The sequence below is a fragment of the Sorangium sp. So ce834 genome, assembly GCF_051521425.1.
Taxonomy (GTDB): domain Bacteria; phylum Myxococcota_A; class Polyangia; order Polyangiales; family Polyangiaceae; genus Sorangium; species Sorangium cellulosum_D.
Window position 1 is genome coordinate 10583947 of sequence record NZ_CP150351.1, and the last position, 22646, is coordinate 10606592.

20 protein-coding genes are annotated in these 22646 nt (G+C 71.9%); 16 read left to right on the forward strand and 4 right to left on the reverse strand.

Features of this window, described 5'->3' with window-relative positions:
• Positions 1-36: 36 nt before the first annotated feature.
• Positions 37-1008, reverse strand: coding sequence for a hypothetical protein (locus tag WMF20_RS38925; protein ID WP_437606826.1), 972 nt, complete (start codon positions 1006-1008; stop codon positions 37-39).
• A gap of 530 nt (positions 1009-1538) precedes the next feature.
• Between WMF20_RS38925 and WMF20_RS38930 the strand changes: the two genes are divergently transcribed.
• From WMF20_RS38930 to WMF20_RS38940, 3 genes are all read left to right on the forward strand, one after another.
• A complete protein-coding gene (locus WMF20_RS38930) occupies positions 1539-2366 on the forward strand; it encodes a hypothetical protein (RefSeq protein WP_437606827.1) in 828 nt (275 codons plus the stop codon).
• Between the two features lie 683 nt (positions 2367-3049).
• Positions 3050-3952, forward strand: a complete 903-nt coding sequence (locus WMF20_RS38935) for an MBL fold metallo-hydrolase (RefSeq protein ID WP_437606828.1) — start codon at positions 3050-3052, stop codon at positions 3950-3952.
• A gap of 421 nt (positions 3953-4373) precedes the next feature.
• Positions 4374-6080 (forward strand): CotH kinase family protein, encoded by a 1707-nt coding sequence (locus WMF20_RS38940; RefSeq protein WP_437606829.1) that lies wholly within the window; start codon positions 4374-4376, stop codon positions 6078-6080.
• A gap of 40 nt (positions 6081-6120) precedes the next feature.
• Here the strand turns inward: WMF20_RS38940 and WMF20_RS38945 are convergent, their stop codons facing one another.
• The gene (locus tag WMF20_RS38945) at positions 6121-6399 is read right to left on the reverse strand and encodes a cupin domain-containing protein (protein WP_437606830.1); all 279 of its coding nucleotides are present in this window, start codon (positions 6397-6399) and stop codon (positions 6121-6123) included.
• Between the two features lie 213 nt (positions 6400-6612).
• Positions 6613-7551 (reverse strand): nucleotidyltransferase domain-containing protein, encoded by a 939-nt coding sequence (locus WMF20_RS38950; protein ID WP_437606831.1) that lies wholly within the window; start codon positions 7549-7551, stop codon positions 6613-6615.
• Positions 7552-7709: 158 nt separating this feature from the next.
• On the opposite strand from WMF20_RS38950, the gene aroA reads away from it, so the two are divergent.
• The 11 genes from aroA (at position 7710) to WMF20_RS39005 (ending at position 19604) form a co-directional block, all read left to right on the forward strand.
• Positions 7710-9077: a 3-phosphoshikimate 1-carboxyvinyltransferase gene (gene aroA / locus WMF20_RS38955; protein WP_437606832.1), complete on the forward strand. Its 1368-nt coding sequence runs from the start codon at positions 7710-7712 to the stop codon at positions 9075-9077.
• A gap of 32 nt (positions 9078-9109) precedes the next feature.
• Positions 9110-9943 carry a (d)CMP kinase gene (cmk, locus tag WMF20_RS38960; RefSeq protein WP_437606833.1) on the forward strand — a complete coding sequence of 278 codons (834 nt, stop codon included), beginning with the start codon at positions 9110-9112 and terminating at the stop codon, positions 9941-9943.
• Complete coding sequence (locus WMF20_RS38965) at positions 9927-10892, forward strand: hypothetical protein (RefSeq protein WP_437606834.1); 966 nt, start codon at positions 9927-9929, stop codon at positions 10890-10892. Before cmk ends, WMF20_RS38965 begins: the two co-directional genes overlap by 17 nt.
• Before the next feature lie 4 nt (positions 10893-10896).
• Complete coding sequence (locus WMF20_RS38970) at positions 10897-12033, forward strand: hypothetical protein (protein ID WP_437606835.1); 1137 nt, start codon at positions 10897-10899, stop codon at positions 12031-12033.
• 170 nt (positions 12034-12203) lie between these two features.
• Entirely contained in the window at positions 12204-14009 is a 1806-nt protein-coding gene (locus WMF20_RS38975; protein WP_257792742.1) for a 30S ribosomal protein S1, read from the forward strand.
• 195 nt (positions 14010-14204) lie between these two features.
• Positions 14205-14762 (forward strand): hypothetical protein, encoded by a 558-nt coding sequence (locus tag WMF20_RS38980; protein WP_437606836.1) that lies wholly within the window; start codon positions 14205-14207, stop codon positions 14760-14762.
• Positions 14763-14939: 177 nt separating this feature from the next.
• The gene (locus WMF20_RS38985; RefSeq protein WP_437606837.1) at positions 14940-15488 is read left to right on the forward strand and encodes an HIT family protein; all 549 of its coding nucleotides are present in this window, start codon (positions 14940-14942) and stop codon (positions 15486-15488) included.
• Positions 15485-16951, forward strand: a complete 1467-nt coding sequence (locus WMF20_RS38990; protein WP_437606838.1) for an AI-2E family transporter — start codon at positions 15485-15487, stop codon at positions 16949-16951. Before WMF20_RS38985 ends, WMF20_RS38990 begins: the two co-directional genes overlap by 4 nt.
• Positions 16952-17075: 124 nt before the next feature.
• Positions 17076-18023, forward strand: a complete 948-nt coding sequence (locus tag WMF20_RS38995) for a hypothetical protein (RefSeq protein ID WP_437606839.1) — start codon at positions 17076-17078, stop codon at positions 18021-18023.
• An 87-nt stretch (positions 18024-18110) separates the two neighbouring features.
• Positions 18111-19052: a hypothetical protein gene (locus WMF20_RS39000; protein WP_437606840.1), complete on the forward strand. Its 942-nt coding sequence runs from the start codon at positions 18111-18113 to the stop codon at positions 19050-19052.
• A 126-nt stretch (positions 19053-19178) separates the two neighbouring features.
• Positions 19179-19604, forward strand: a complete 426-nt coding sequence (locus WMF20_RS39005) for an HIT family protein (protein WP_437606841.1) — start codon at positions 19179-19181, stop codon at positions 19602-19604.
• Positions 19605-19818: 214 nt separating this feature from the next.
• On the opposite strand, the gene WMF20_RS39010 is transcribed toward WMF20_RS39005, so the two are convergent.
• Complete coding sequence (locus WMF20_RS39010; protein WP_437606842.1) at positions 19819-20004, reverse strand: hypothetical protein; 186 nt, start codon at positions 20002-20004, stop codon at positions 19819-19821.
• Positions 20005-20264: 260 nt separating this feature from the next.
• Here WMF20_RS39010 and WMF20_RS39015 point away from each other — a divergent pair, with 260 nt between their 5' ends.
• Positions 20265-20933 (forward strand): carbonic anhydrase, encoded by a 669-nt coding sequence (locus WMF20_RS39015; RefSeq protein WP_437606843.1) that lies wholly within the window; start codon positions 20265-20267, stop codon positions 20931-20933.
• Positions 20934-21027: 94 nt separating this feature from the next.
• Positions 21028-22596 carry a SulP family inorganic anion transporter gene (locus tag WMF20_RS39020; protein ID WP_437617210.1) on the forward strand — a complete coding sequence of 523 codons (1569 nt, stop codon included), beginning with the start codon at positions 21028-21030 and terminating at the stop codon, positions 22594-22596.
• Positions 22597-22646 lie beyond the last annotated feature (50 nt).

Here is a 22646-nt window from a genome sequence, read left to right on the forward strand (position 1 = left end):
TGAGGATCCGGTGACCCTCCCAGATGGTACCGGGCTCTACCACGAGAAACGCACCTCCGCGCCGCCCGCGGTCGCGCGGACCTGGGCGCCCCTCGGCAGCAGCGCGACTGCCAACGTCGCGGCTCCCAGCGCGCTCCCGGCGACGAGGGCGGCCGTGCTGATGTGCTGCTTGACGTCGATGGCAAGCATCGCCCTTCGAGCTGCTTCCGTCTCCTCCCAGTCGGCCTTGCACATCTCGGTCCTCAGGGCGCTGTCCTCGAGCGATGCCATGATGTGCAGCACGATCCCGGACACCAGGAACGCCCCCGATGCCGCTGAGCCCGCGTAGAGAAGCCACGGCGCCGGCGGAGCCGCCGGCCTCGCCGGCGCGCCCGCCGGCCTCGCCGGCGGCGGCGCGGCCGGGCGGAGGCTCGCCGGCTCCGGGCTCAGGAGCACGGCCCGCGATTCTCCCGCGGTGACACGCACGCTGGAGCGCGCCTTCCGGCCGTCCGGCAGCGCCGCGGTCACCTCGTGCTGCCCCGGCTCGACGTAGATCCGGCCGCTCTCGTCCACGATCCGGCCGTCCACGAGCACGGGCGCCGCCCCGGCGGGCGCGAACACGCGGAGCTCCGCCACCTGCCGGCGCGCCGCGGCCAGGTCCGCGTGCCGCGTGTCGTGGAGCCGCCGCTCCATGGGCGTGGCCGGCGGGCGCATCTCCTGCACACAGCGCGTGAGCTCCCCCGCCGCGTCCACCCAGCGCCCGAGGCGGCGGTCGAGCTGACCGAGCTGGCAGATCGCCACCGTGGATCTCTCGAGTTCGTAGATCTGCGCCCACAGGTCGCGAGCGCGCGCGATATCGAGCCGATCGAGGGCCGCCTCCGCCTCCCTGACCAAGGCGGCCACGCGCGGCGACCGGGGTGGCGGCGGTGGTCGTGACGGCGGGGCGGCGGCGGCCAGCGGGAGCGCGAGGAGGAACATCGTGACGGCCGCCGCCTTCGACCCACCGACGACCAGCGCAGAACGCAGCAAGCTTCACCTCGGCCCGACGCGAGGACTGAATGCCACGCTGGCCCAGTCCGGCGCGGCATCCCTCATCTCCGCCCAGCCTCGGCCGGAGCGGCGTCCATTCCTCGCGCAGAGGTGAGTTACCACGGGTCTCCTGGCGCTGTGAATCCCTGATGCCGCAAATTGCTGGCCAGGAACGCATTGCGATTCGCGACCCAAAATTCTCATCGCCGGCGACTAGTTCGCTCGCCATCCTGACGAATGCGTGAGCGGGGTTGGCTGCGCCGTGACTCCGGTGCGATCGAGCGCGATAGCGCGCGCGGCCTCGTCGCCGGCGAGCTCCTCGAGCGCGGGCTCGTCGCCACGGTCAGAGCGACCGCGGAGCGGCCGCGGGCGTCGAGGAGGACGCCCGCGAGCCCGGGGCGGCCGAGCGCGACGGGATCCCCCGCCGATCACAGAGCACGACCGCGACGCCCTCCCGGGCTCGCGGCAGGTTGCATTCCGTCAACCCAGGACCGACACTCGGTGCGCCCCTGACCAAGGAGGGTTATCTCATGGGTTATCGCAATCTCAGCCCCCAGGCGATGGTCAACATCTCGGGCCCATGGCTCGATCCGGAGCAGGACCGGAAGGTCTTCACGTCGCTGCCGCTGCTCGCGCCGCTCCTGCCCTCCGTCGAGGAGGCGCACGGCCGGATCCTCACCACGCAGCGGCTCGGCACCAGCCTCCAGCAGCAGGCCAAGGCGCTCATGGAGAAGGTCCTCGCGCTCGACGCAACCCACGATCGCAAGCTGCGCGGGGCGTACAACTACCTCGGCGCGCTCGCCGAGATGACCGACGATCCCGAGTTCGCCGCGGCGCTCCTCGACCTGCGCGATCGGCTCGCGCCGGCGGGGCTCAAGGCCGTCGCGCGGAGCTACGGCGACCAGGCAGGCGACGCCAAGCTGCTCCCGTCGCGGCTCAACGATGCGTCGGAGAAGCTGCTCAAGAAGCTGAAGACGCCCGAGGGGCCGCTCTCGCAGGTGGTGGACGCCTGGGTCGCCGCCGCGCTCGAGATCGAGAAGGTGGAGGCGCAACGCGAGCAGCTCGCCCTGAATACCCCGGCGAACACCGACGGCGCGACGCCGCGCGAGGTGCTGAACGCCCGCAATGGCTGGATCCGCGTGGTCCGGGCCATCGAGACGAACCTCGCCCTCGAGAAGGCGGCGACCGGAGAGATCACCGAACGCCTCCTCGGCCGGCTCCGCCGCGAGTCCGCCCGGGCCGACCGCCGCGGTCGCAAGGGCGGCGCCGAGGGCGCCGTCGAGCCCGCGCCGGCCGGCGACACCGCGCCGCCCACCGCCGGCGGCGACGACGACGACGATCCCTTCGACGGCGCCTGAACCGAGCGCCCCCGACACCGCGCCGCGATGAATCCCCGCGCGGGGCAACACGACGCAAGCCAGTAAGCCAGCTTGCTCGATCAGCCGCCCTCCACCGCACAAAAGTAAATAATCTTACACGATCCGCCGCCTGCCGGCCGGGGCGCGACAGTCCACTCGTCCGAAATGGGTGGCGGGTGGCAATCTCAGTGAGACATCTTACTCTCAAACGCCGCCGAGCAGCGACATCCAGTAAGATGCCTTACGCCAAAACGCCTCCGGGCAGCAATCGCTCGTAAGACAGCTTACGTCGATCTGCCCCCGGGCGGCGATCGCCGATAGTGGACTTGCGCCGAGCGCCGCCGGTCGGCGATCTCACGTAAGATCTCTTACGCCGATGCGCTCCCGAGCGGCGCTGGCCGGCGTTCAGGTCGCGCCGAGACACCCCCCGGCGGGGCCTGCCGCTCCCCCTCGGGGAGGCGGCCGCGCCCTGATTGTTCGTGCGGGCTACACGGTCAGAGCGCGGGGCGCCGGCTAATCAGCCTGGCCTCGGCGGGCTATTCATCCCGTGTCGAACGACGGAGCGCCCGATCGGCTCCCCGGCAGAGCCCGCGGGAATGGTGGTCGAGCGCTCCCAGCACCTCGCGCCTCGGCCGACTCCATGCCGGCCCGCGGCGCCCTTTCGCTACCTGGAGACGATCCGCATGAACACGCTCATGAAGTCCTTGATGGGTGCCGCGCTCTTGACGACGCAGGCGATGTCCGTGTCCGCGTGCAGCAGCGACGACGCAGGCGACGGCGACGCAAAGGGCCCCCTCTCCTTGCAGGTCTTCACGGCCGACGCGCCCGGCTTCAACGTCAACTCCACCCTGATCGCGGGCGAGCGCGACGCCATCCTCGTGGACGCGCAGTTCACCCGCAGCCAGGCGCGGCTCCTGAGCGACGCCATCGAGAAGACCGGCAAGCGGCTCACCACCGTGTACATCACCCATGGACATCCGGACCATCACTTCGGGCTCGAGATCCTCCGCGAGCGGTTCCCCGACGCGAAGATCCTCGCCAGGCCGGCCGTGGCCGAGGAGATGAAGGCGGAGGGACCCAAGGATCTGGCACAGTGGAAGCCGGTGTACCAGGACGACCTCACCGACACGCTGGTCGACGCCGAGCCCACCACGCAACCTTCCCTCGACCTGGAGGGCCACGAGATCCGCATCCTCGGCCCGATGCAGGGCGACATCGAGCATAGCTTCCCCGTCCACGTGCCGGAGCTGAACGCCGTGATCGCCGGGGACACCGTGTACAGCGGAGTCCATACCTGGCTCGTGGACTCCGACCGAGAGCAGCGCGACGCGTGGCTCGAGACCCTGGAGGAGCTCTCGTCGCTCCCCCTCGAGACCGTGATCGCCGGACACAAGGATCCGGCGCGCGACGACGGCCCAGCGGCCATCGCCGAGACGGGCGAATCCATCGAGGACTTCAGCCGCGCCGTCGTCGCGAGCACGAGCGCCGAGGAGGTCGAGCAAGAGATGCTGGAGAGGTATGGTGACCTCGACCTCCCGATCATCCTGCAGCTGAGCGCCCAGGCGGCGTTCAGCGAGGCGCCGTGACCGGCGCTCCAGGCTGCGCGAGGGCGCTCACCGCCCCGCCCGCTCGCCCAGCTCGGCCCTGAGGAAGCGGAGGAACTCGCTGACCTTGGCGGGCGCGTCGCGCCGCGAGGGCACCACGGCGAAGATGCCGCCCTACGAACACCGCCATCCGGTTCAAATCAACGCCCATGTTCCCGGTGAGGATGGCACGAAGGGAGCTCCTCGTGGCGCGCCCCGCGGCGAGGGACCACGAGGGCGCCGGCCATGCGGCGCCGCGTCCCCCCGGGTCGCCCGTGGTCCGCGGAGAGAGCGGAGCAACCACCGAGGCACAGAGGAATACAGAGGACCCGAGAGGCCCTCAGTCCCGCTCGAGAAATGGGTGGCGCGGCGGCCCTGTGTGTCCGTACAATGACGATTTCTTGAACTTTCAATGAGGCTGGCAGTGGAAAATAGCACCATCGTTCGACGGGCACGCTTCGCCGGGCTCCACCGGTCCCTCTCGCTCGCCCTCGTCACGCTGAGCGTCGCCTGTGGCCAGGTGCCGACCGAACCCGGCGATGGCGCCCCGGAGGCGATCCCGTCGCTGAGCGGGGATGTCGCGTTCTCCACGCCGAGCCAGACGTTCAGGGATCAGATCCAGGTGGAGATGTCCACCTCGGTCGCAGGGGCCGAGATCCGCTACACGCTGGACGGGCAGCTGCCGACCTCGGCCTCCACGCTGTACACGGGCGAGCCCGTGACCCTCACCGCCACGACGCAGGTCCGCGCGCAGGCGTTCGTGGGGGGCGCCGCGCGCGGCGCGGTGAGCACGGGCATCTACATCGCGCGCACCATCGACGCGACCTCCGACCTCCCCATCATGATCATCGACGGCTACGGCCAGGGCAAGCCGACCGACAAGGAGGTCTACTTCGACGCGGCGGTGATGATCTGGGAGCCGGTCAACGGCGTCGCCTCGATCGCCTCGCTGCCCACGATGGCGATGCGCGGCGGCTATCACGTGCGCGGCCAGTCATCGATGAACTTCCCCCAGACACCGTACAAGGTCGAGCTGTGGGGCAACGACGACAAGGACCTCGACTACCCGGTGCTCGGCATGCCCGCCGACTCGGACTGGGCGCTGATCCCCCCGTATTACGACCGCACGCTGATCCGCAATCCGTTCACCTACACCCTCGGCCGCGACATGGGCCTGGAGGCGCCGCGCAACGAGTTCGCCGAGGTCTATCTGAACTACGACGCGCGCGTCATCGGCGAAGCGGATTACCAGGGCATCTACTGGATCTCGGAGACCATCAAGAACAACAAGGCCCGCACCGATCTCAAGCAGCTCGAGGAGGAGGACCGCGACGCGCCCAAGATCAGCGGCGGCTACATCTTCAAGTTCGATCAGGCGGCCGCCGAGGAGCCGATGCTCACCTGCACCGGCTCGGATCCGCTCCCGTCGTTCGGAGGCTTCGGCGGCGGCGGGCCGCGCCCCCGCGAGGGCGGCACGTGCTGGATCGATCTCGAGGTCGTGGATCCCGATCCCCTGAACGACGAGCAGGAGGCCTGGCTGACCCAATACATCCAGGAGTTCCACGACAGCCTCCATCAGGCGCCGATCGGCGACTACGCGGCGTACATCGACGTGCCGTCGTTCATCGATTACCTGATCATCAGCGAGCTGACGCTCAACGTGGACGCTTACGTGCGGAGCGCCTTCTACCACAAGGATCGCGATCAGAAGCTCAAGGCCGGCCCGCTCTGGGACTACAACTTCGCGCTCGGCGGCGTGGGCGCCCAGAGCGCGACGCCAGCGTCGAACAACGACACAGGCTTCCGCTTCAACGGCACGAGGAACGTCAACAACTGGTACCAGAAGCTCACCGCGGATCCGGCCTTCATGGCGCAGGTGAGGGCGCGCTACACGGCGCTGCGCCAGACGCTCCTGTCGGAGGCCGCGATCGATCAGCGCATGGACGAGCTGAGCGCGCCGCTCGCGCAGGCGGCGGCCCGCGACCTCGCCAGGTGGCCGGTGTCGGACATCATCGCGTCGAGCGAGGGCTTCCTCGGCGGCCCCACCGCGCCGACGTGGGAGGGGCAGCTGCAGGTCATGCGCGACTTCCTGAAGGCCCGGCTCGCCTGGCTCGACGCCAACTTGCCGTGACGCGGCGCGAGCCGCCGCCGGCCGCCCGCCGCGGCCCAGGTCAGCCGAAGCGGTAGTGCTTGCGCACCGGGGAGCGGACCTCCCACGTGCAGCTCAGGCCGGCGGGGAACGTCACCAGATCCCCCGCCTGGATCCGCACCGGCGCGCCCCCGCCCGCCGGCGTCACGATCACGTCGCCCTCGAGCAGGTAACAGGTCTCCGGCTCGTCGTAGCGCCACGGGAAGGTCGACACCTCCTTCGTCCAGATGGGCCAGCCGCGCGCCCCGAGCTTCGCCAGCTGCTCCTCCGACGGACCGTGCTCCAGCTTGATCGACTCCATGGCTCCTCTCCTCGCTTGTCCCCGGGCCCCGCTCCCGCGGCGCCCTCCGCCGCGGCCGATGCTAGTACCGCGGATCAGAAATCCCGCGAGGGATCTGACTCGCGAGCGAAGAGAAATTCAACGCAAAGGCGCAAAGACGCAAAGACGCAAAGACGCAAAAATACATAAGAATTGTTCTTTTTTTTTGCGCCTTTGCGCCTTTGCGCCTTTGCGTTAAACTCTCTTTCCGGATCCCTGGCCGGACTCCTGGTGGGTGGAACTACCATCCCGCCGGCATAGGTCGCGCGCCTCGCGCGCTATCGCCTCCATGCGCCCGAGGCTCACGAGCAGCGCCTCGGCGCCGTGGCCGGGCGCGGAGAGCAGCGCCTCCACCCGGTCGGCGAAGCCCTCGGGGCACCGCGGGAGCGCCCGCGTCCGCTGCAGCGCGCCCTTCTCGTTCGAGACGTAGCGCTCGTTCAGCGCGAACAGCGCCTGCACCAGGCAGGCGGCGGCGCGGAAGAGGCAGCCGCTCACGTACATCACGTCGCCGCGCCCCGCGGCCTTCTTCGCGGTGTCGATCGCGAAGCCGGCCTCCCACAGGAACCGATCGAGGAGCGCCCGCCGCAGGGCCGGCGGATACGGCGTCACGAGCGCCTTGAGCGGGGCGAGCACGCCCGCCGGATCGAAGAGCGGCCGGCAGTCGTGGACTTCGGCCAGATAGATGGAGCCGAGGAAGCCGTGCGGGTGCCCGGGCTGGTAGTCGCACGCGACCTGCCCCGCGCGGCATTCGTCGATCACGCGCCGCACGCGGGCGAGATCCCGGTACAGCCAGTCGACGCGGTGCCCCTCGATCTCGAGCCACGCGCCCCCGTTGATCCACGGTCCCCACGCGCCGATCGGCGTCACCACGTCCCCGGGGTCCGCCGCGACGAGCTCCCGCGCGAGCGGCGCCACGGCGCCCTCGGCGCCACCCGCGCAGAGCTCCCGCGCGAGCGCGCGCAGCGCCGGGAGATCGGGCGGGCGCTCCGGCTCGTAGTAGATGCCGACGTCGAGATCCGAGTCCGGGTGGCCCGCGCCGCGGGCGCGCGAGCCGCCCAGCACGACCGCCGCCACGCCCGGGATCGCGCCGAGCCGCGCCGCAACGCGCGCCGCCACGTCCAGTGCCTCGCTCACGTCCACACCGCCTCCTGCCGCTCCCCGCGGCGCGCCGAGCGTACCATCAGGATGCGCCCGGGCGCCCGGACATCGGACGGGCGCCGCCGCGCCGCGCCCCCGCCGCACCCCGCCCCGCCCGCTGTGCCTGCGCCCGCCGTTCTGCTAAACGGCATCGCGTGCCCGACCTGATCGTCCACCCGGCAGAGCGGCCGCTCATCGGGAGCGTGCCAGTCCCCGCGGACAAGAGCATCGCCCACAGGGCGCTCCTCCTGGCGGGGCTCGCCACCGGGCAGAGCCGCGTCCGCTGCGGGACGCTCGGCGGCGACGTCCGCTCGACCGTCGACGCGCTGCGCGCCCTGGGCGTCCGCGTCGAGGAGCCGTCGCCCGGCGACCTCGTCGTGAGCGGCGCCGGGCTCTCCGGCCTCCGCGCCCCCGGCGGGCCCATCGACTGCGGCAACTCCGGGACCACCATGCGGCTCCTCTCGGGCATCCTCGTCGCCCAGCGCTTCGCCGCCCGCCTCGTCGGCGACGCGTCCCTCTCGCGCCGCCCCATGGAGCGCGTCGCGAAGCCGCTCCGCCTCCGCGGCGGGCGCATCGAGGGGCAGCTCGACCCGCGCACGATCGGCGAGATCACCGCGCCGCTCGACGTCGGTCCGCTCCCCGAGCCGCACGTGCTCTCGTCCATCGAGTACGACCTCCCCGTCCCGTGCGATCAGGTGAAGAGCGCCCTCCTCTTCTCCGGCCTCTTCGCCGACGGCCCCACCTTCGTGCGCGAGCCGATCGTCTCGCGCGATCACACCGAGCGCATGCTCACCGCGCTCGGCGTCCCGGTCGACTCGGTCGGCGCGATGGTCTGCCTCGACGCGGCCCGCTTCTCCGGCGATCTGCCGGCGTTCGACGTCGACGTGCCCGGCGACCTCTCCGCCGCCGCGTTCCTCCTCGCCGCCGCGGAGCTCGTGCCGGGGAGCCGCGTGACCGCGCGCCGCGTCGGCCTCAACCCGACGCGCACCGGCCTGCTCGAGGTGCTGCGCGACATGGACAGCAGCGTCGCCGTCGAGATCAAGGGGGAGGCCCTCGGCGAGCCGACCGGCGATCTCCACATCGCCTCCGGCGCCGGCCTGCGCGGCGGGCGCGCGGGCGGCGAGCTCGCGGCGCGCGCCCTCGACGAGCTGCCCGTCCTGCTCGGCCTCGCCGCGCGGGCGCGCGGCGTCACCGAGGTGTTCGACGCGCGGGAGCTGCGCGCGCAGGAGACCGACCGGATCGCGGCGATGGCGTCCGTGCTCGGCGCCTTCGGCCTGCGCTGCGAGGAGCGCACCGACGGGCTCCTCGTCGAGGGCAGGCCCGACCGGCCGCTCGACGCGGCCGACGTCGACAGCCGCGGCGACCACCGCATCGCGATGACGGCCGCCGTGCTCGGGCTCGCCGCGCGCGGGCCGACGCGCGTGCGCGACGCGGGCTGCATCGCGACGAGCTTCCCCCTCTTCGTCGGGACGCTCCGCGCCCTGGGCGCGCGCATCGAGGTCGAGGGCGCCCGCGCCGCGTGAGCGGGCGAGCGGGCGAGCGAGGAGGAGCGCAGGTGACCGAACGGCAGAGACAGGACGACGCACGCCACCTCCCGGGCCAGGGCGAGCTCCGGCGGCTGCGCGTCGCCATCGACGGGCCGGCCGGCGCCGGCAAGGGCACGGTCGCGCGGGGGCTCGCCGAGCGGCTCGGCTACCTCCTCGTCGACACCGGCGCGATCTACCGCGCCGTCGCGCTCGCGGCCCACCGCGTGGGCCTCGTGTGGGACGAGACCGGCGCGATCGGCGCCCTCGCCGAGGATCTCGCGAGCGGCGGGCGCATCACGCTGGAGCGCGGCGCGCCGCCCGACTCCACCGACGCCGTCGCCGCGCACGCCGACGCCGCGCGCGCCGCGCCGGAAGGCGGGCCGCCGCACTCGAGCGTGGGCGGCAGCGGCATGCGGGTGCTGCTCGACGGCGAGGACGTCTCCAGCGCGATCCGCGCCCCCGAGATCAGCCTCGGCGCGAGCCGGGTCTCGGCCATCCCCGCGGTGCGCAAGGCGCTGCTCGCGATGCAGCGGCAGGCCGGCGCCGGCGGCGGGGTCGTGCTCGAGGGGCGCGACATCGGCACCGTGGTGTTCCCCGACGCCGAGGTGAAGTTCTTCCTCACCGCGCCGGCCGAGATCCGCGCGAAGCGGCGGTACGACGAGCTCGTCGCGCGCGGCATCTCCGTCAGCTTCGAGGCGACGCTCTCCGACGTGCTCCGCCGCGACAAGGCCGACAGCGAGCGCGCCGTCGCGCCGCTCCGCAAGGCCGACGACGCGATCCTGGTCGACTCCGGGCACCTGAGCCCGCAGGAGATCGTCGACGAGATGGCGTCCCTCGTGGAGATCCGTGCGCGCGGCGCGTGACGCCCGCGCCGCCGCCGCTGCCGTCGTCGCCGCCGTGATCGCGCTCGCGCTCCCGGCCTGCGGGGGCGCTGCGCCGCGGCCCGAGGCGCAGCGCGCGAGGATCCCGGACGGCCCGCGGATCGTCCGGCGCATCGAGCCCGCCGATCTGCTCCCGGCCGATCTCGATCTCGTGGTGCGCGTCGACGTCGCCCGCATGCGCGCCGGCCTCGGCCAGGCGGCCGCGGACGAGCTCGCGCAGCGCGCGCTCGACGAGGCGCCCGACGAGGCGCTCGAGAGCGCCCTCCGGCGCGCCGACGTCGTCTGGCTCGGCCTGCGGCTCGCCGATCTCGAGGAGGGCGACCGCGTCGTCGTCCTGGAGGGCCGCATGGCCGGGCTCGCGCCCGATCCCGACCGCTGGGCGCCGTCGCCCGTGGCAGAGGGCGTGCAGGGCGGCGTCGCCGTCTTCGATCGCCGCGGCGACGGCGTCGCCGCGCGCGCCGACACGGCGCGGATCGTCGCGCTCGGCGATCGCGCCGTCGCGCTCGTGTCCGCGGCCGAGGTGAGCAGCGTCGCGCGCGTCCTCCGCGACGGCCCGGACGAGCGCCGCGGCGACCCGGCCGCCGAGGGGCTCGTGAGCCTCGACCTGCGCGCGCGCCGGCTCCCCGCCTCGCTCGCGCGCCGCTTCCCGTCGGCCTTCGCGCTCGTCGCCGGCGTCGAGCGCGTCCGCGCCGTGGCGTCCCTCGCCGACGAGGGGGTGCGCCTTGACGCGGAGATCGTCGGCGTCGACCCGGCCGGCGCCGGGCGCGCACGGCGGTTCCTCGAGGTGCTGCGCGACAACGTCGAGGATGTGCGTTACGCAGAGCTGATGAAGGCGCTCTCGATCGAGCAGGTGGAGCGCACCGTGCGGCTCCGCTGGCTCTTCCCGGCGCCCCTCGTGCTCGCCCTGCTGTCCCGGGGCTCCCCCGGCTGAACCGATGCCCGACACCCTGATCGAAGAGCCGATCCGACCGACCGTGATCGACGACGCCGCGGCGCCCGCGCCGGCCCCGGGGGCCGACCCCGCCGAGGCGCCCCCCGCGCAGCCCGACGGCGGCGCCGCCCCGCCGCGCCCCGGCCGGCCGCGGGGGGCCGCGTGCCTCGCCGCGGCGATCGCCGGCGTCGCGCTGCTCGCCGGCGTCGCGCTCGGCGTCTACTTCCTCTTCTGGCGCTACGAGCCGACGGCCCGGCGCCACATCCCTGGCGACGCGAACATCGTGGTCCGCCTCGAGACCGCGGAGCTCGCGCTCTTCGGGCCCGTGCGCCAGCACTTCCTGCCGCTGGTCGAGGAGGCGCCCGCGGGCGCGTCGCGGCGAGCGCGCATCGAGGCGGCCACCGGCGTCGACGTCCTCTCGGACGTGCGCGAGATCGTGATCGCCTCGACCGACGCCGCGAGCTGGGTCGCGCTCGCGGGCGGGCGCATGCCGAAGGGCCGGTTCGTCGCCGGCATGGAGAAGGTCGCCCGCGAGGAGGGCTGGTCCGACGTCCGCCGCGAGGGCGAGCTCCTGCTCGTCGGCGCCGGCGGCCCGCGGCCGCGGGCCGTGATCGGGCAGGCCGACGACGGCACGCTCGTCCTCGGCACGGACGTCGAGATCGTGAAGGCCGCGCTGCCCGCGTCGGACGAGTGGCAGCGCCTCGATCTGCCCGAGCAGGGCGCCGTCGCCTTCGCGCTCACGGGCGCCGCGTGGTCGGGCGCCGCGGGCGCGGTCTCGCCGCTGCTCCCGCGGGCCGGCGCGCTGTTCCGGCGCATCGATCACGCCTCGGGCACGCTCACGCTCGGCGCGGAGCCCGCGCTCGCGACGCGCCTCGCGCCCGTCTCGGGCGACACCGCCGCGGCGCTCGCCGGGGACGCCCAGGCGTTCCTCGGCAGCCTCAAGCTCGCGCTCGCGCTGCTCCCCGACGTCGCCGGCGCCGGGGCCGCGATCGACGGCGCCCAGGCCGAAGCGCAGGGCGATCGCGTCGAGATCCGGACGAAATGGCCGGTCGAGGGCCTCGATCGCGCCTGCTCCGCGCTCGCACAGCGAGCGCTGTCCGCCTCGAGCGCCGCCGGCAGCGCCCCGCGCGCCGCGCCCTGACGATCGCGCCGCTTTGATCCGGCGGGCTCGACGGTTCTCAGGGAAACGACAAAAACCCGCCGTGGCTCGGTCGTTGCATTGACAGAGGCCCCTCCTCAGACTACAGGCTCGCCTCTCCCGAGGGGCCGGGTGCATCGGTACGCGTGTGCCTGCCCCTCCGCCGCTCGTGCGTGGCACCAAGGGTCCACGCCTACGCCCGCGCGGCGAATCCCAGGGAAGGAAAGGAAACAAGAACGAACAACATGACTAGTAACATCCATATGGAGGCAGGCTCGTCCGGGGCGAGCATGGAGAGCTTTGCCGCGCTCTTCGAACAGAGCGTGGAAGGGGGCGATTTCGCGCGTGAAGGAGAGATCATCTCCGGCACCGTGGTCGCAGTGAACCGCGACTCCGTCGTGGTCGACATCGGCGGCAAGAGCGAGGGCGTCATCGCGCTGCGCGAGTTCGCGGACGCCGCGGGCCAGGCCGCCGTCAAGGCGGGCGACAAGGTCGACGTCTACATCGAGAGCCGCGAGAACGACGACGGCCTCGTCACCTTGTCGAAGGAGAAGGCCGACAAGATGAAGGTCTGGGATGAGATCTCGAACGCCTGCGAGGCGGACGAGCTCATCGAGGGCACGATCAGCCAGCGCGTGAAGGGCGGCCTCTCGGTCACCATCCGCGGCGGCGTGAAGGCCTTCCTCCCGGGCTCGCAGGTCGACCTCCGCCCGATCCGCAACTTGGACAAGCTGATCGGCCAGACCTACAAGTTCAAGGTCATCAAGTTCAACAAGAAGCGCGGCAACATCGTGCTCTCGCGGCGCGTGCTCCTCGAGCGCGAGCGCGACGAGATGAAGGCCAAGACGCTCGAGACGTTGACCGAGGGGATGACCGTCAAGGGGACCATCAAGAACATCACCGAGTACGGCGCGTTCGTCGACCTCGGCGGCATCGATGGCCTCCTGCACATCACGGACATGTCGTGGGGCCGCGTGAACCACCCGAGCGAGGTGTTCCAGGTCGGCGACGAGGTCCTCGTGAAGGTCCTCAAGTACAACGCCGACACCGAGCGCGTCTCCCTGGGCCTCAAGCAGACCCAGGAGGACCCCTGGAACCACGCCGAGGAGGCCTACCCCGCGGGCAAGAAGGTCCGGGGCAAGGTCATGTCGATCACCGACTACGGCGCGTTCGTCGAGCTGGAGCCGGGCGTCGAGGGCCTCATCCACGTGAGCGAGATGAGCTGGACCAAGAAGGTCAAGCACCCGTCGAAGCTGCTCGAGGTGGGCCAGGAGCTCGAGTGCCAGGTGCTCGAGGTGGACGCGCGCGCGAAGCGCATCAGCCTCGGCCTCAAGCAGCTGGAGCCGGATCCGTGGATGCTCTTCACGGACAAGTACCACCCCGGCGACAAGATCGCGGGCAAGGTCCGGTCGCTCACCGACTACGGCGTCTTCGTCGGGATCGAGGAGGGCGTCGACGGCATGGTCCACAAGAGCGACCTCTCGTGGTCGGTGCGCGTCAACAACCCGAGCGACCTGTACCACAAGGGCGACGACGTCGAGGCGATCATCCTCTCGATCAACCACGACGAGAAGAAGGTCTCCCTCGGCATCAAGCAGCTCTGGGACGACCCGTGGCCGACCATGCTGCAGGAGTACCCGCCCGGCCGCGTCATCGAGGACGCCCAGGTGGTGAGCATCGTCGACTACGGCGTGTTCGTGCGGCTGCGCGAGGGCGTCGAGGGCCTCATCTCGCAGAGCGACGTGCAGGAGCCCGAGGACGGCAAGCTCAAGGTCGGCGACAAGGTCAAGGCCGAGATCTCCTCGCTCGACACGGTCGACCGCCGGCTCTTCCTGACGATGAAGAACATCGGCATGGAGCGCCCCGCCCCGGTCCAGCGCCAGCAGCAGAAGCGCAAGGACGACGACGACAAGCCGGTGGCCGGGACGATCGGCGATCTCATCAAGGAGAAGTTCGGCGGCAAGCTCGACCTGAAGTGACGTTGCCCGGCGCGCGGCCCGCCTGATCCGGCCGCGCGCCAGGCGCTCACTCCGCCGCACCGAAGGTACGGCGGGCTGCGGGCGCCCCGGTGCCGCTCGGCTCGCCGTGTGGACCCGATGTCGATGAGAGGCGAGGCCCTCCCCAGGGCCTCGCCTCTTGCCTTTTTCCGGGGCGCCGCGGACGATCTCGCCGCGATGAGCCTCCTCGCGCGCTCCGCCCTCGCCGCGCCGGTCCTTGCCGCCCTGGCGCTCGGCGCGCTCCCCGCCCGCGCCGACGGCCCCCTCGCCGGCCCGCGCCCCTTGGCTGTCCCCGCGGGTCCCCTTGCCGGCCCCGCCGCTCCCCCCGGCCCCGCCGGTCCCCTTGCCCGCCCCGCGGCCGGCGACCCCCTCGCCCGCCTCCCGGTCGGCCTGCCCCATGTGACGTTCCCGGAGCGGCCGCTCGTGCGCGCGTACGCGCCGCTGCGCGCCCCCGACCCGTGGTTCGGCGATGACAAGGCGCGCCATTTCTGTGCGTCAATCGTCCTCGCCAGCGGCGGGTACGCGCTCGGCGCGCTCGCGACCGACGACATCCACGGACGGATCGCGGTGGGGGCCGCGGTCGCGCTCGGCGCCGGCCTGGTGAAGGAGGCGTTCGACGCCGCCGGGTACGGCACCCCCTCGCTCCGCGATCTCGTCTGGGACGCGCTCGGCACGTCCGCCGGGCTTGCCCTCTCGGTCTGGTTCGATCTCGGCGCCACGCCGGTCGCCTTCTGAGGTCCGCGCGGCGGCCCGCGGCCGAGCGCGGGCGTCCCCGGGCAGGCAATCCCCGGGCGAGCCGCGCGAGGACGGCGCGAGGCGCGGACGGCGATGATGACGATGGGGCGACGCGGCGGGCGCGAAGCACGGGCGGTGGTCCCGCGCGCGTGGCCGCCGTGCTAGCGTCTCCGCGACATGGGCAACCCCCTGTGGGCGCCCTGGCGCATCGAGTACATCCTTGCGCCGAAGGGCCAGTCCGACTGCATCTTCTGCGGCATCCCCCGCGCAACCCAGCAAGAACAGCGCGACCGGCTGGTCGTGACCGCGACCCGCCGCGCGTTCGTCATGCTGAACCGCTACCCGTTCGCCTCGGGGCACCTCCTCGTCGTCCCGCACGCGCACGTCGCCTCGCTCGACGCGCTCGATCCGGCCGACCACGAGGCGCTCTTCCGCCTCGTGCGCGAGTCGGCGACCCGCCTGCGCGCCGCGCTCAGGTGCGAGGGCATGAACGTCGGCATCAACCTCGGCACCGCCGCGGGCGCCGGGATCGCCGAGCACCTGCACGTGCACATCGTGCCGCGCTGGCCGGGCGACACGAACTTCATGCCCGTGCTCGCCGATACGCGCGTCGTGCCGCAGGCGCTCGAGGCGACGCGCGACCACCTGCTCGGCTTCTTCGCCGACCTGCCCGCGTCGCTCGTCGACGACGGCGTCCCGGGCCCGGCCGCGCGCGAGGCGCCGTGAGCGAGGGGCCCTCGCGGCGCGTCGTGTTCCTGACGGTGAGCGCCGTCCTGACGGCGGCGCTGCTCATCGTCTCGCACGCGGTGCTGCTCCCCTTCGTGCTCGCGCTCGTCGTGTCCTACGTGCTCACGCCGGCGGTCCTCCGACTCGAGCGCGCGCGCGTCCCGCGGTGGGCCGCGATCCTCGTCGTCTACGCCCTCGTGCTCTCCGGCGTCGCGAGCTTCTTCGCCCTCAGCGTCCCGCGGCTCGTCGTCGAGGGGAAGGCGCTCACCGCCGAGGCGCCGCGGCTCGCCGCGCGGCTCCGCGAGGAGTACCTGCCCGCGCTCGACGCGCGGCTCCGCCGCTGGTCCGGCCGCGAGCCGCCGGCGTCGCCCGAAGCGCCGCCCGCGCCGCACGACGTCGCTCCGGACCCGGCGCTCGACGACCTCGACGCGCCGCCCGGCGCCCTCGCCGCCGGGGAGGATGGCCCCGAGCGTTCGCCTGTCCGCATCGTCCCCGGACCGGACGGCTCCTTCGACCTGCGCATCGCCGAGGACGTCGAGATCCGCGAGACCGGCGACGGCGTCTGGCAGATCGCGCCGGCGCGCCCGAAGCACCCGCTCTCGAGCGCGAACATGCTCCAGGAGGGCTACGAGAAGGCGGCCGCCTACCTCAAGGAGAACTCGCTCACGGTCCTGCGCATCGGCCAGGCCATCGCGACCGCGATCTCGCGCGGCATCTTCAACCTCTTCATGACGTTGATGCTCGCGGGGTACATCATCCTGACGCACGAGAAGATCCTGCGCTTCTTCCGCGAGCTCTGGCATCCGAGCTCGCGCGACTCGTTCGATCGCTTCCTGCGCCGGCTCGACCGGGGGCTGTCCGGCGTCGTGCGCGGGCAGCTCCTCATCTGCCTCGTGAACGGCGTCCTCTCCGCGATCGGCTTCTGGCTCTTCGACCTCAAGTACTGGCCGATCCTCTCGGTCCTCGCGGCGGTGATGTCGCTGATCCCGATCTTCGGCTCGATCTTGAGCTCGATCCCTGCGGTCGTCATCGGCCTCACGCAGTCGTTCGGCACGGCGGTCGGCGTGCTCGCGTGGATCGTGGGCATCCACCAGCTCGAGGCGAACTTCCTGAACCCGAAGATCATCGGCGACTCGGCGAAGATCCATCCGGTGCTCGTGGTGCTCGCGTTGCTCATCGGCGAGCACTTCTTCCAGATCACCGGCGCGCTCTTCGCGGTCCCGTGCCTGTCGATCGCGCAGACGGTCTTCCTTCACTTCCGCGAGTCCACGCTCGGCCTCGCCGACCCCACGGCCTCGATCCCGCCGACGCGCGGCGCCGCGCTCGTCGCCCCCTCGATAGAGCCGCTCCCGCCGCTGCGCGGCTTCGAGACCGTCCGCCCTGCGATCACCCCGCTCCCCGCCTCCGCCCCCGAGGGCGACCCCCCCGCGCGCCCCGGCGACCCCGACGCCGCCGCGAGCTAGCCTCGCCCCCTCCCCGGGGGCCGGGCAGCTCGTCCGCCCGCCTCCGCTGGCCGCTCTCCCGCAGGCCGGCTATGAGACCCCGCGCCCCGCGGAGGCGCAACATCCGCCAGATCCACGACCTTCGATGAAGACCCCCGGCAAACCCACCCCGAAGAAGCAGAGCCCCAAGCAGCAGCGCGAGCAGGCCATCGCCGCGCTCCGCAGCGGAAAGCCGCCGGCCGACCCCCTCTCCCAGCTGAACCCGCGCTCGCTCGCCCTCCGCGTCGGCATCCCGGCGCTCATCGTCTGGGCCATCGCCCTGGCGATCCCCGGGGTCTGGCCGAAGGCGACCGCCGGCGTCCTGACGGTCGTGGTCGCGGGCGTCATCCTGTGGGCGCTGCGCTTCGCGACCAAGACGCGCGCCGTCGCGCAGATCGTGCAGACCGCCGACTCCGCCGAGGCGCGCAAGGACGCGATCGCCAAGCTCGACACGGAGTTCAAGAAGGACGACGCGGCCGCGACGTTCGCGAAGGCGCAGCTCCAGATGCAGGAGGACCCGCGCGCCGCGCTCCGGACGCTCGAGACCATCAACCTCGACAAGGTGATGGCGCCCATGGCCGACGAGGCGCGCGCGCAGCGCGGCATGATCCACCTCATCCTGAGCGAGACGGACGAGGCGCGGGCGCTCGTCGACAAGATCGACATGACCCGCCACAAGGAGCCGAGGATCCGCGCCATGATGGCCGCCATCGTCGGCGAGGCGTGGGCCCGCACCGGGCAGGCCACGAAGGCCGTCGAGCTGCTCGAGACGTTCGACCCGAACGACGACGCGTTCGCCGAGCTCAAGCCGCAGCTGCTCCGCTCGCGGGCGTTCGCCTACGCGTGGGCGAACAACACGAAGCAGATGAAGAGCACGCTCCGGAGCCTGAGCGCGCTCAACCCGCAGTACCTGAGCGGGTTCATCACGAAGAAGAAGAGCCCCATGGGCGTCCCGCCGCGCGGCGTGCACCCGATGCTCGAGAAGGAGGCGTTCGAGATGCTGATGCGCTCCGGCGCCGTCCCGCGCAAGATGCAGCAGGTGCGGCGCGGCTGAGCGCGCCCGGCCGCGGCCGCCCGCGCCCGCGCGCAGCGCGCGCCCCCTTGACGCAGGGCGCGCCGAGCCGCTGAGATGCGCGGCCTGATGAGAGGGACCGCGCTGATCTACAGCTCGCACAGCCGCTGCAACGTCATCCACAACGACTACATCGCGCAGCGCGCCCTCCGCGGGCGGGACAACAAGCGCGTCCTGTTCCTGCCGATGTCGGAGGCGCCCCGCGACGGCGACGAGCGCGAGCGGCAGGAGTTCTCGTACGAGAGCTTCCGCTGGTTCTTCCAGTTCTACGAGCGGTTCGGCCTCGAGCACGTGCCGTTCTACTGGACCAGCGACCTGCGGCGGGAGGACGTCGACGTGCTCTGGCACCTCCTCGGGTCGTCCGAGGTGGTGATCCTCGGCGGCGGCTACAGCACGACGGGGCTCTCTCGCTACAAGCAGCTCGGCGCCCTGTTCGAGGGGGAGCCCGGCAAGTTCGGGCGCATCCTGCACGAGCGCCGGCAGCGGGGCCTGCTCACGGTCGGGTTCTCCGCCGGGGCCGACCAGCTCTGCCAGCACCTCTTCCGCCGCGTGTGGGACAGCCCGGGCGACAACGACGGGTTCGGCCTCGCGCGCAACACGCTCGTGACGCTCCACCACGAGCCGAGCCGCAACGGCGACCTCTGGCACGCGGCGAGGCGCATGCCGCACTGCTTCGTGTTCGGTCTCCCGAACGACGCCGGGCTCAACGTCGACTGGGGCGTGCTCCCGTCCGGCAACCTCTGGCAGGTCTACGAGCTCATCGTCGACACGACCTGGGACCATCCGGCCGACGCCCTGCACGTGAAGACGCGGCAGGGGGCGCTCATCGATCACTTCGACAACACGGGCCGCCACTGGGCGTTCCACGGCGGCGACCACATCGTGCGGATCACGTCGCAGGACGGCCGCTACGACCGGGCCTGGATGACGGCCGGCGGGAGGCTCCTCGACTACTGGACGCGCGAGCCCGCCGGTCACGGGTCGATCGAGGAGATCCTCGCGAGCCACTGATCGGGGCGGCCGCACGCCGCGCCGCGCCCCCGCGGGCCCTCGCCCGCCCCCGCGGGCCGTCGCCACACCGCCGCGGGCCGGCGTTGACGCCCGGCAGGCGGCGCGGCATCGCTCCGGGAGGCCGCCATGCCCGCTCGACCTTGCGCCTTCTGCAGCATCGCCCGGGGCGAAACGCCGGCCTACGTCGTCCTCGACGAGCCGGAGGCGATCGCGTTCCTGGACTACCGCCCGCTCTTCCCCGGCCACTGCGTGCTCATCCCGCGCGCCCATCACGAGGTGCTCACCGACCTTCCGTCTGAGCTCGTCGGACCGCTCTTCGCGACCGCGCAGCGCCTCGCGCGCGCCGTGGAGTCGGCGTGCTCAGCCGACGGCTTCTTCGTCGCCATCAACAACCGCGTCAGTCAGAGCGTCCCCCACTTGCACGTCCATGTGGTTCCGCGCCGTCGGAAGGACGGTCTCAAGGGCTTCTTCTGGCCGCGTCACAAATATGCGGGTGAGCACGAGATGGTCGCCCTGCGCGACGCCATCGTGACGGCGTTGGCTGACGGTTGAAACTCGTCGCTATAACGGTTATCTGGACGGGGCGCCGGCCTGGCTCAGGAGCGAGGCATCCGTCCCCCGACCGCGACACTTTGCCGCACATGGTATGGCCGCGTGGCGTCTTGCGACGAACCGGGCCCGCTGCCAGGTTAGGGAATAGACGGCGTTCGACCCTGGTTCCAACGGCCGACGCTCTATCCATCCCTGAACGATGCTGGTTTTCCGGTCATTCCTCCCTCGGATCGCGCTGCTCTTCGCGCTGATCCTCGCGCCGCTTACGCTGGTGCGGGGGAATATCAGCATCATCGAAGCGAGCAACTCCGATGTTTCGGGGACGTTTCGAACCGGATCCACCGAGATCGACCAGGCTGATCTCGCTGGACTGCAGCCGTCGATCCGTGCCGGTGCCCACCGGCTTCGCGCTATGCGCTCGCTGCCCGGCGACGGCGCGAGGCGTCCTCGCGCCGCCCTCGTGGCCGATCTCCGGCCCGCCCGCATCTCCTCCCCCGTCCCCCACCCTCCAGTCCGTCGCCCTCCACCACGTTTCCTGAATTGATCGGCTAGCTCCGTGGCCGAGGCCGCTCGCGGCCTGGCGCGGAGGAGCTGGAAACCGGAGGTGTTCACGACGACTGCCGCGCCGGATCGGCGCGGTCAACGAGAGGGTTTGTTCAAATGCAGAAGCTCGCTGACGGGTTGCACAAGTTCCAGACGGATATCTGCGGCTCGTATCAGGATCTCTTCCAGCACCTGGCGAGGGGTCAGCGCCCCGAGGCGCTGTTCATCACGTGCTCGGACAGCCGGATCAACCCGAACCTGATCACGCAGACCCAGCCGGGCGACATCTTCATCGTGCGCAACGTCGGCAACATCGTGCCGCCGTACGGCGCGAGCAACGGCAGCGAGGCCGCGGCGATCGAGTTCGCGGTCGCGCACCTCGGGATCAAGCACGTCATCGTCTGCGGCCACACGCACTGCGGCGCGATGCGCGGGCTGCTCGATCCCAACGGCCTGGACGAGCTGCCGGCGGTCAAGTCGTGGCTCCAGCACGCGGAGCTGACGCGCCGCCTGGTGCAGGAGAACTATCCGCACATCGAGGGGGAGAACCGCCTGACGATCACGGTCGAGGAGAACGTCCTCGCCCAGATCGAGAACCTCCGCACCCACCCGACGATCCGCGCGCGGCTCGCGCGCGGCGAGCTCTCGCTCTACGCCTGGGTCTACAAGATCGAGACCGGTCAGGTCTTCCAGTTCGAGCATTCGAGCGGCCAGTTCGCGCCCATCTGCGAGGCGGCGCCCCCGTCCGCGCTGCCGGAGACCGCGGTCTACCGGCGCGCGGGCTGAGCGCCTCACTGGCACTGACCCAAGACTCACTGGAAGAGAGGGCCTTTCGATGGAGCTTCAAAATACCATTCAAGCCAGCGCCGGGTCGGAGCACATGGGTGCCCGCGCCGCCGGCGCAGAAGGCGCAGCCGCGCCCCGGGGGGAGGCGCACGGGGACAGCGCGCCGCCGCTGGATCCGCGCCTCAGCGCGAACCTCAAGTACGACATCCCCGCGGGCGTCGTCGTCTTTCTCGTCGCCCTGCCGCTCTGCCTGGGCATCGCGCTCGCGTCCGGGGCCCCCCTCCTGTCCGGCATCGTCGCCGGGATCGTGGGCGGCCTCGTCATCCCGCTGATCAGCCGCTCTCAGCTCAGCGTGAGCGGCCCGGCGGCGGGGCTCGCGGCCATCGTGCTCGCGGGCATCACCAGCCTGCAGAGCTTCCAGGCGTTCGCGCTGGCGGTGGTCATCGGCGGCGCCCTCCAGCTCGCGCTCGGCGTGCTCAAGGCCGGCGCGATCAGCCACTTCTTCCCCTCCTCGGTCATCAAGGGGATGCTCGCGGCCATCGGCGTCCTGCTCATCCTGAAGCAGCTGCCGCACGCCGTCGGCTTCGACAAGGACAACTTCGCCTCCGAGTCGTTCAAGGCCGAGGGCGGCAACACCTTCACGATGCTGGCGCAGGCGCCGCAGGCGATCGAGTGGGGCGCGTTCCTCATCAGCGCCGTCTGCCTGGCCATCCTCGTCGGGTGGGAGAAGTCGCGCCTCGCGAAGATCTCCTGGCTGCCCGCGCCGCTCGCGGCCGTGCTCGTGGCCACGCTCGGCAACGAGCTCTTCAAGGTGGCGGCCCCGTCGCTCGCCCTCGAGCAGAAGCACCTCGTGACGCTGCCCACCGGCGACCTGGCCAGCGCGCTCCAGCTGCCGGACTGGTCCGCGATCCTGCGGCCCGAGGTCTGGGTGCTGGGCGTGACCCTGGCGATCGTGGCCAGCCTCGAGACGCTGCTCAACCTGGAGGCCGTGGACCGGATCGACCCGTGGCACCGCAAGTCGCCGCCGAACCGGGAGCTCGTCGCGCAGGGCGTCGCGAACATGCTCTCCGGGTTCGCCGGGGGTCTCCCGGTCACGTCGGTCATCGTCCGCAGCAGCGCCAACACGAACGCCGGCGCGCGCACGCGGGTCTCCGCCTTCGCGCACGGCGCGCTGCTGCTGCTCGCGGTGGTCTTCGCCGCAGGGCTGCTCTCGCACATCCCGCTCGCGTGCCTCGCGACGATCCTGCTCGTCACCGGCTACAAGCTGGCCAAGCCCGCGATCTTCGCGCAGATGCGCAAGCTCGGCTGGAACCACTTCATCCCGTTCGTCGTGACGATCGTGGCCATCGTGCTGACCGATCTCCTGAAGGGCATCGCGATCGGCCTCGGGGTCGGCGTCCTCTTCGTGCTGAGGACGCAGATGTCCCGCGTGTTCGACGTGATCCACGAGGGGGCGCGCGTGACGATCCGGTTCAACAAGGCGGCCTACTTCTTCACCCAGGGCAAGCTCGTGGCGCTGTTCGAGCGGCTGCCGAGCGACACCCACGTGGTGGTCGACGCCCAGGGGGCGTCCTATGTCGACCACGACGTCGCGGAGCTCATCCGCCGCTTCCAGCAGACCGCGGCCCGGCGGAATATCCACGTCGAGATCCGCGGGTTATAGAGCGACGCTCACCCGCTGCGGATACGGGCCCACCTCGACGTTTTCGGTGC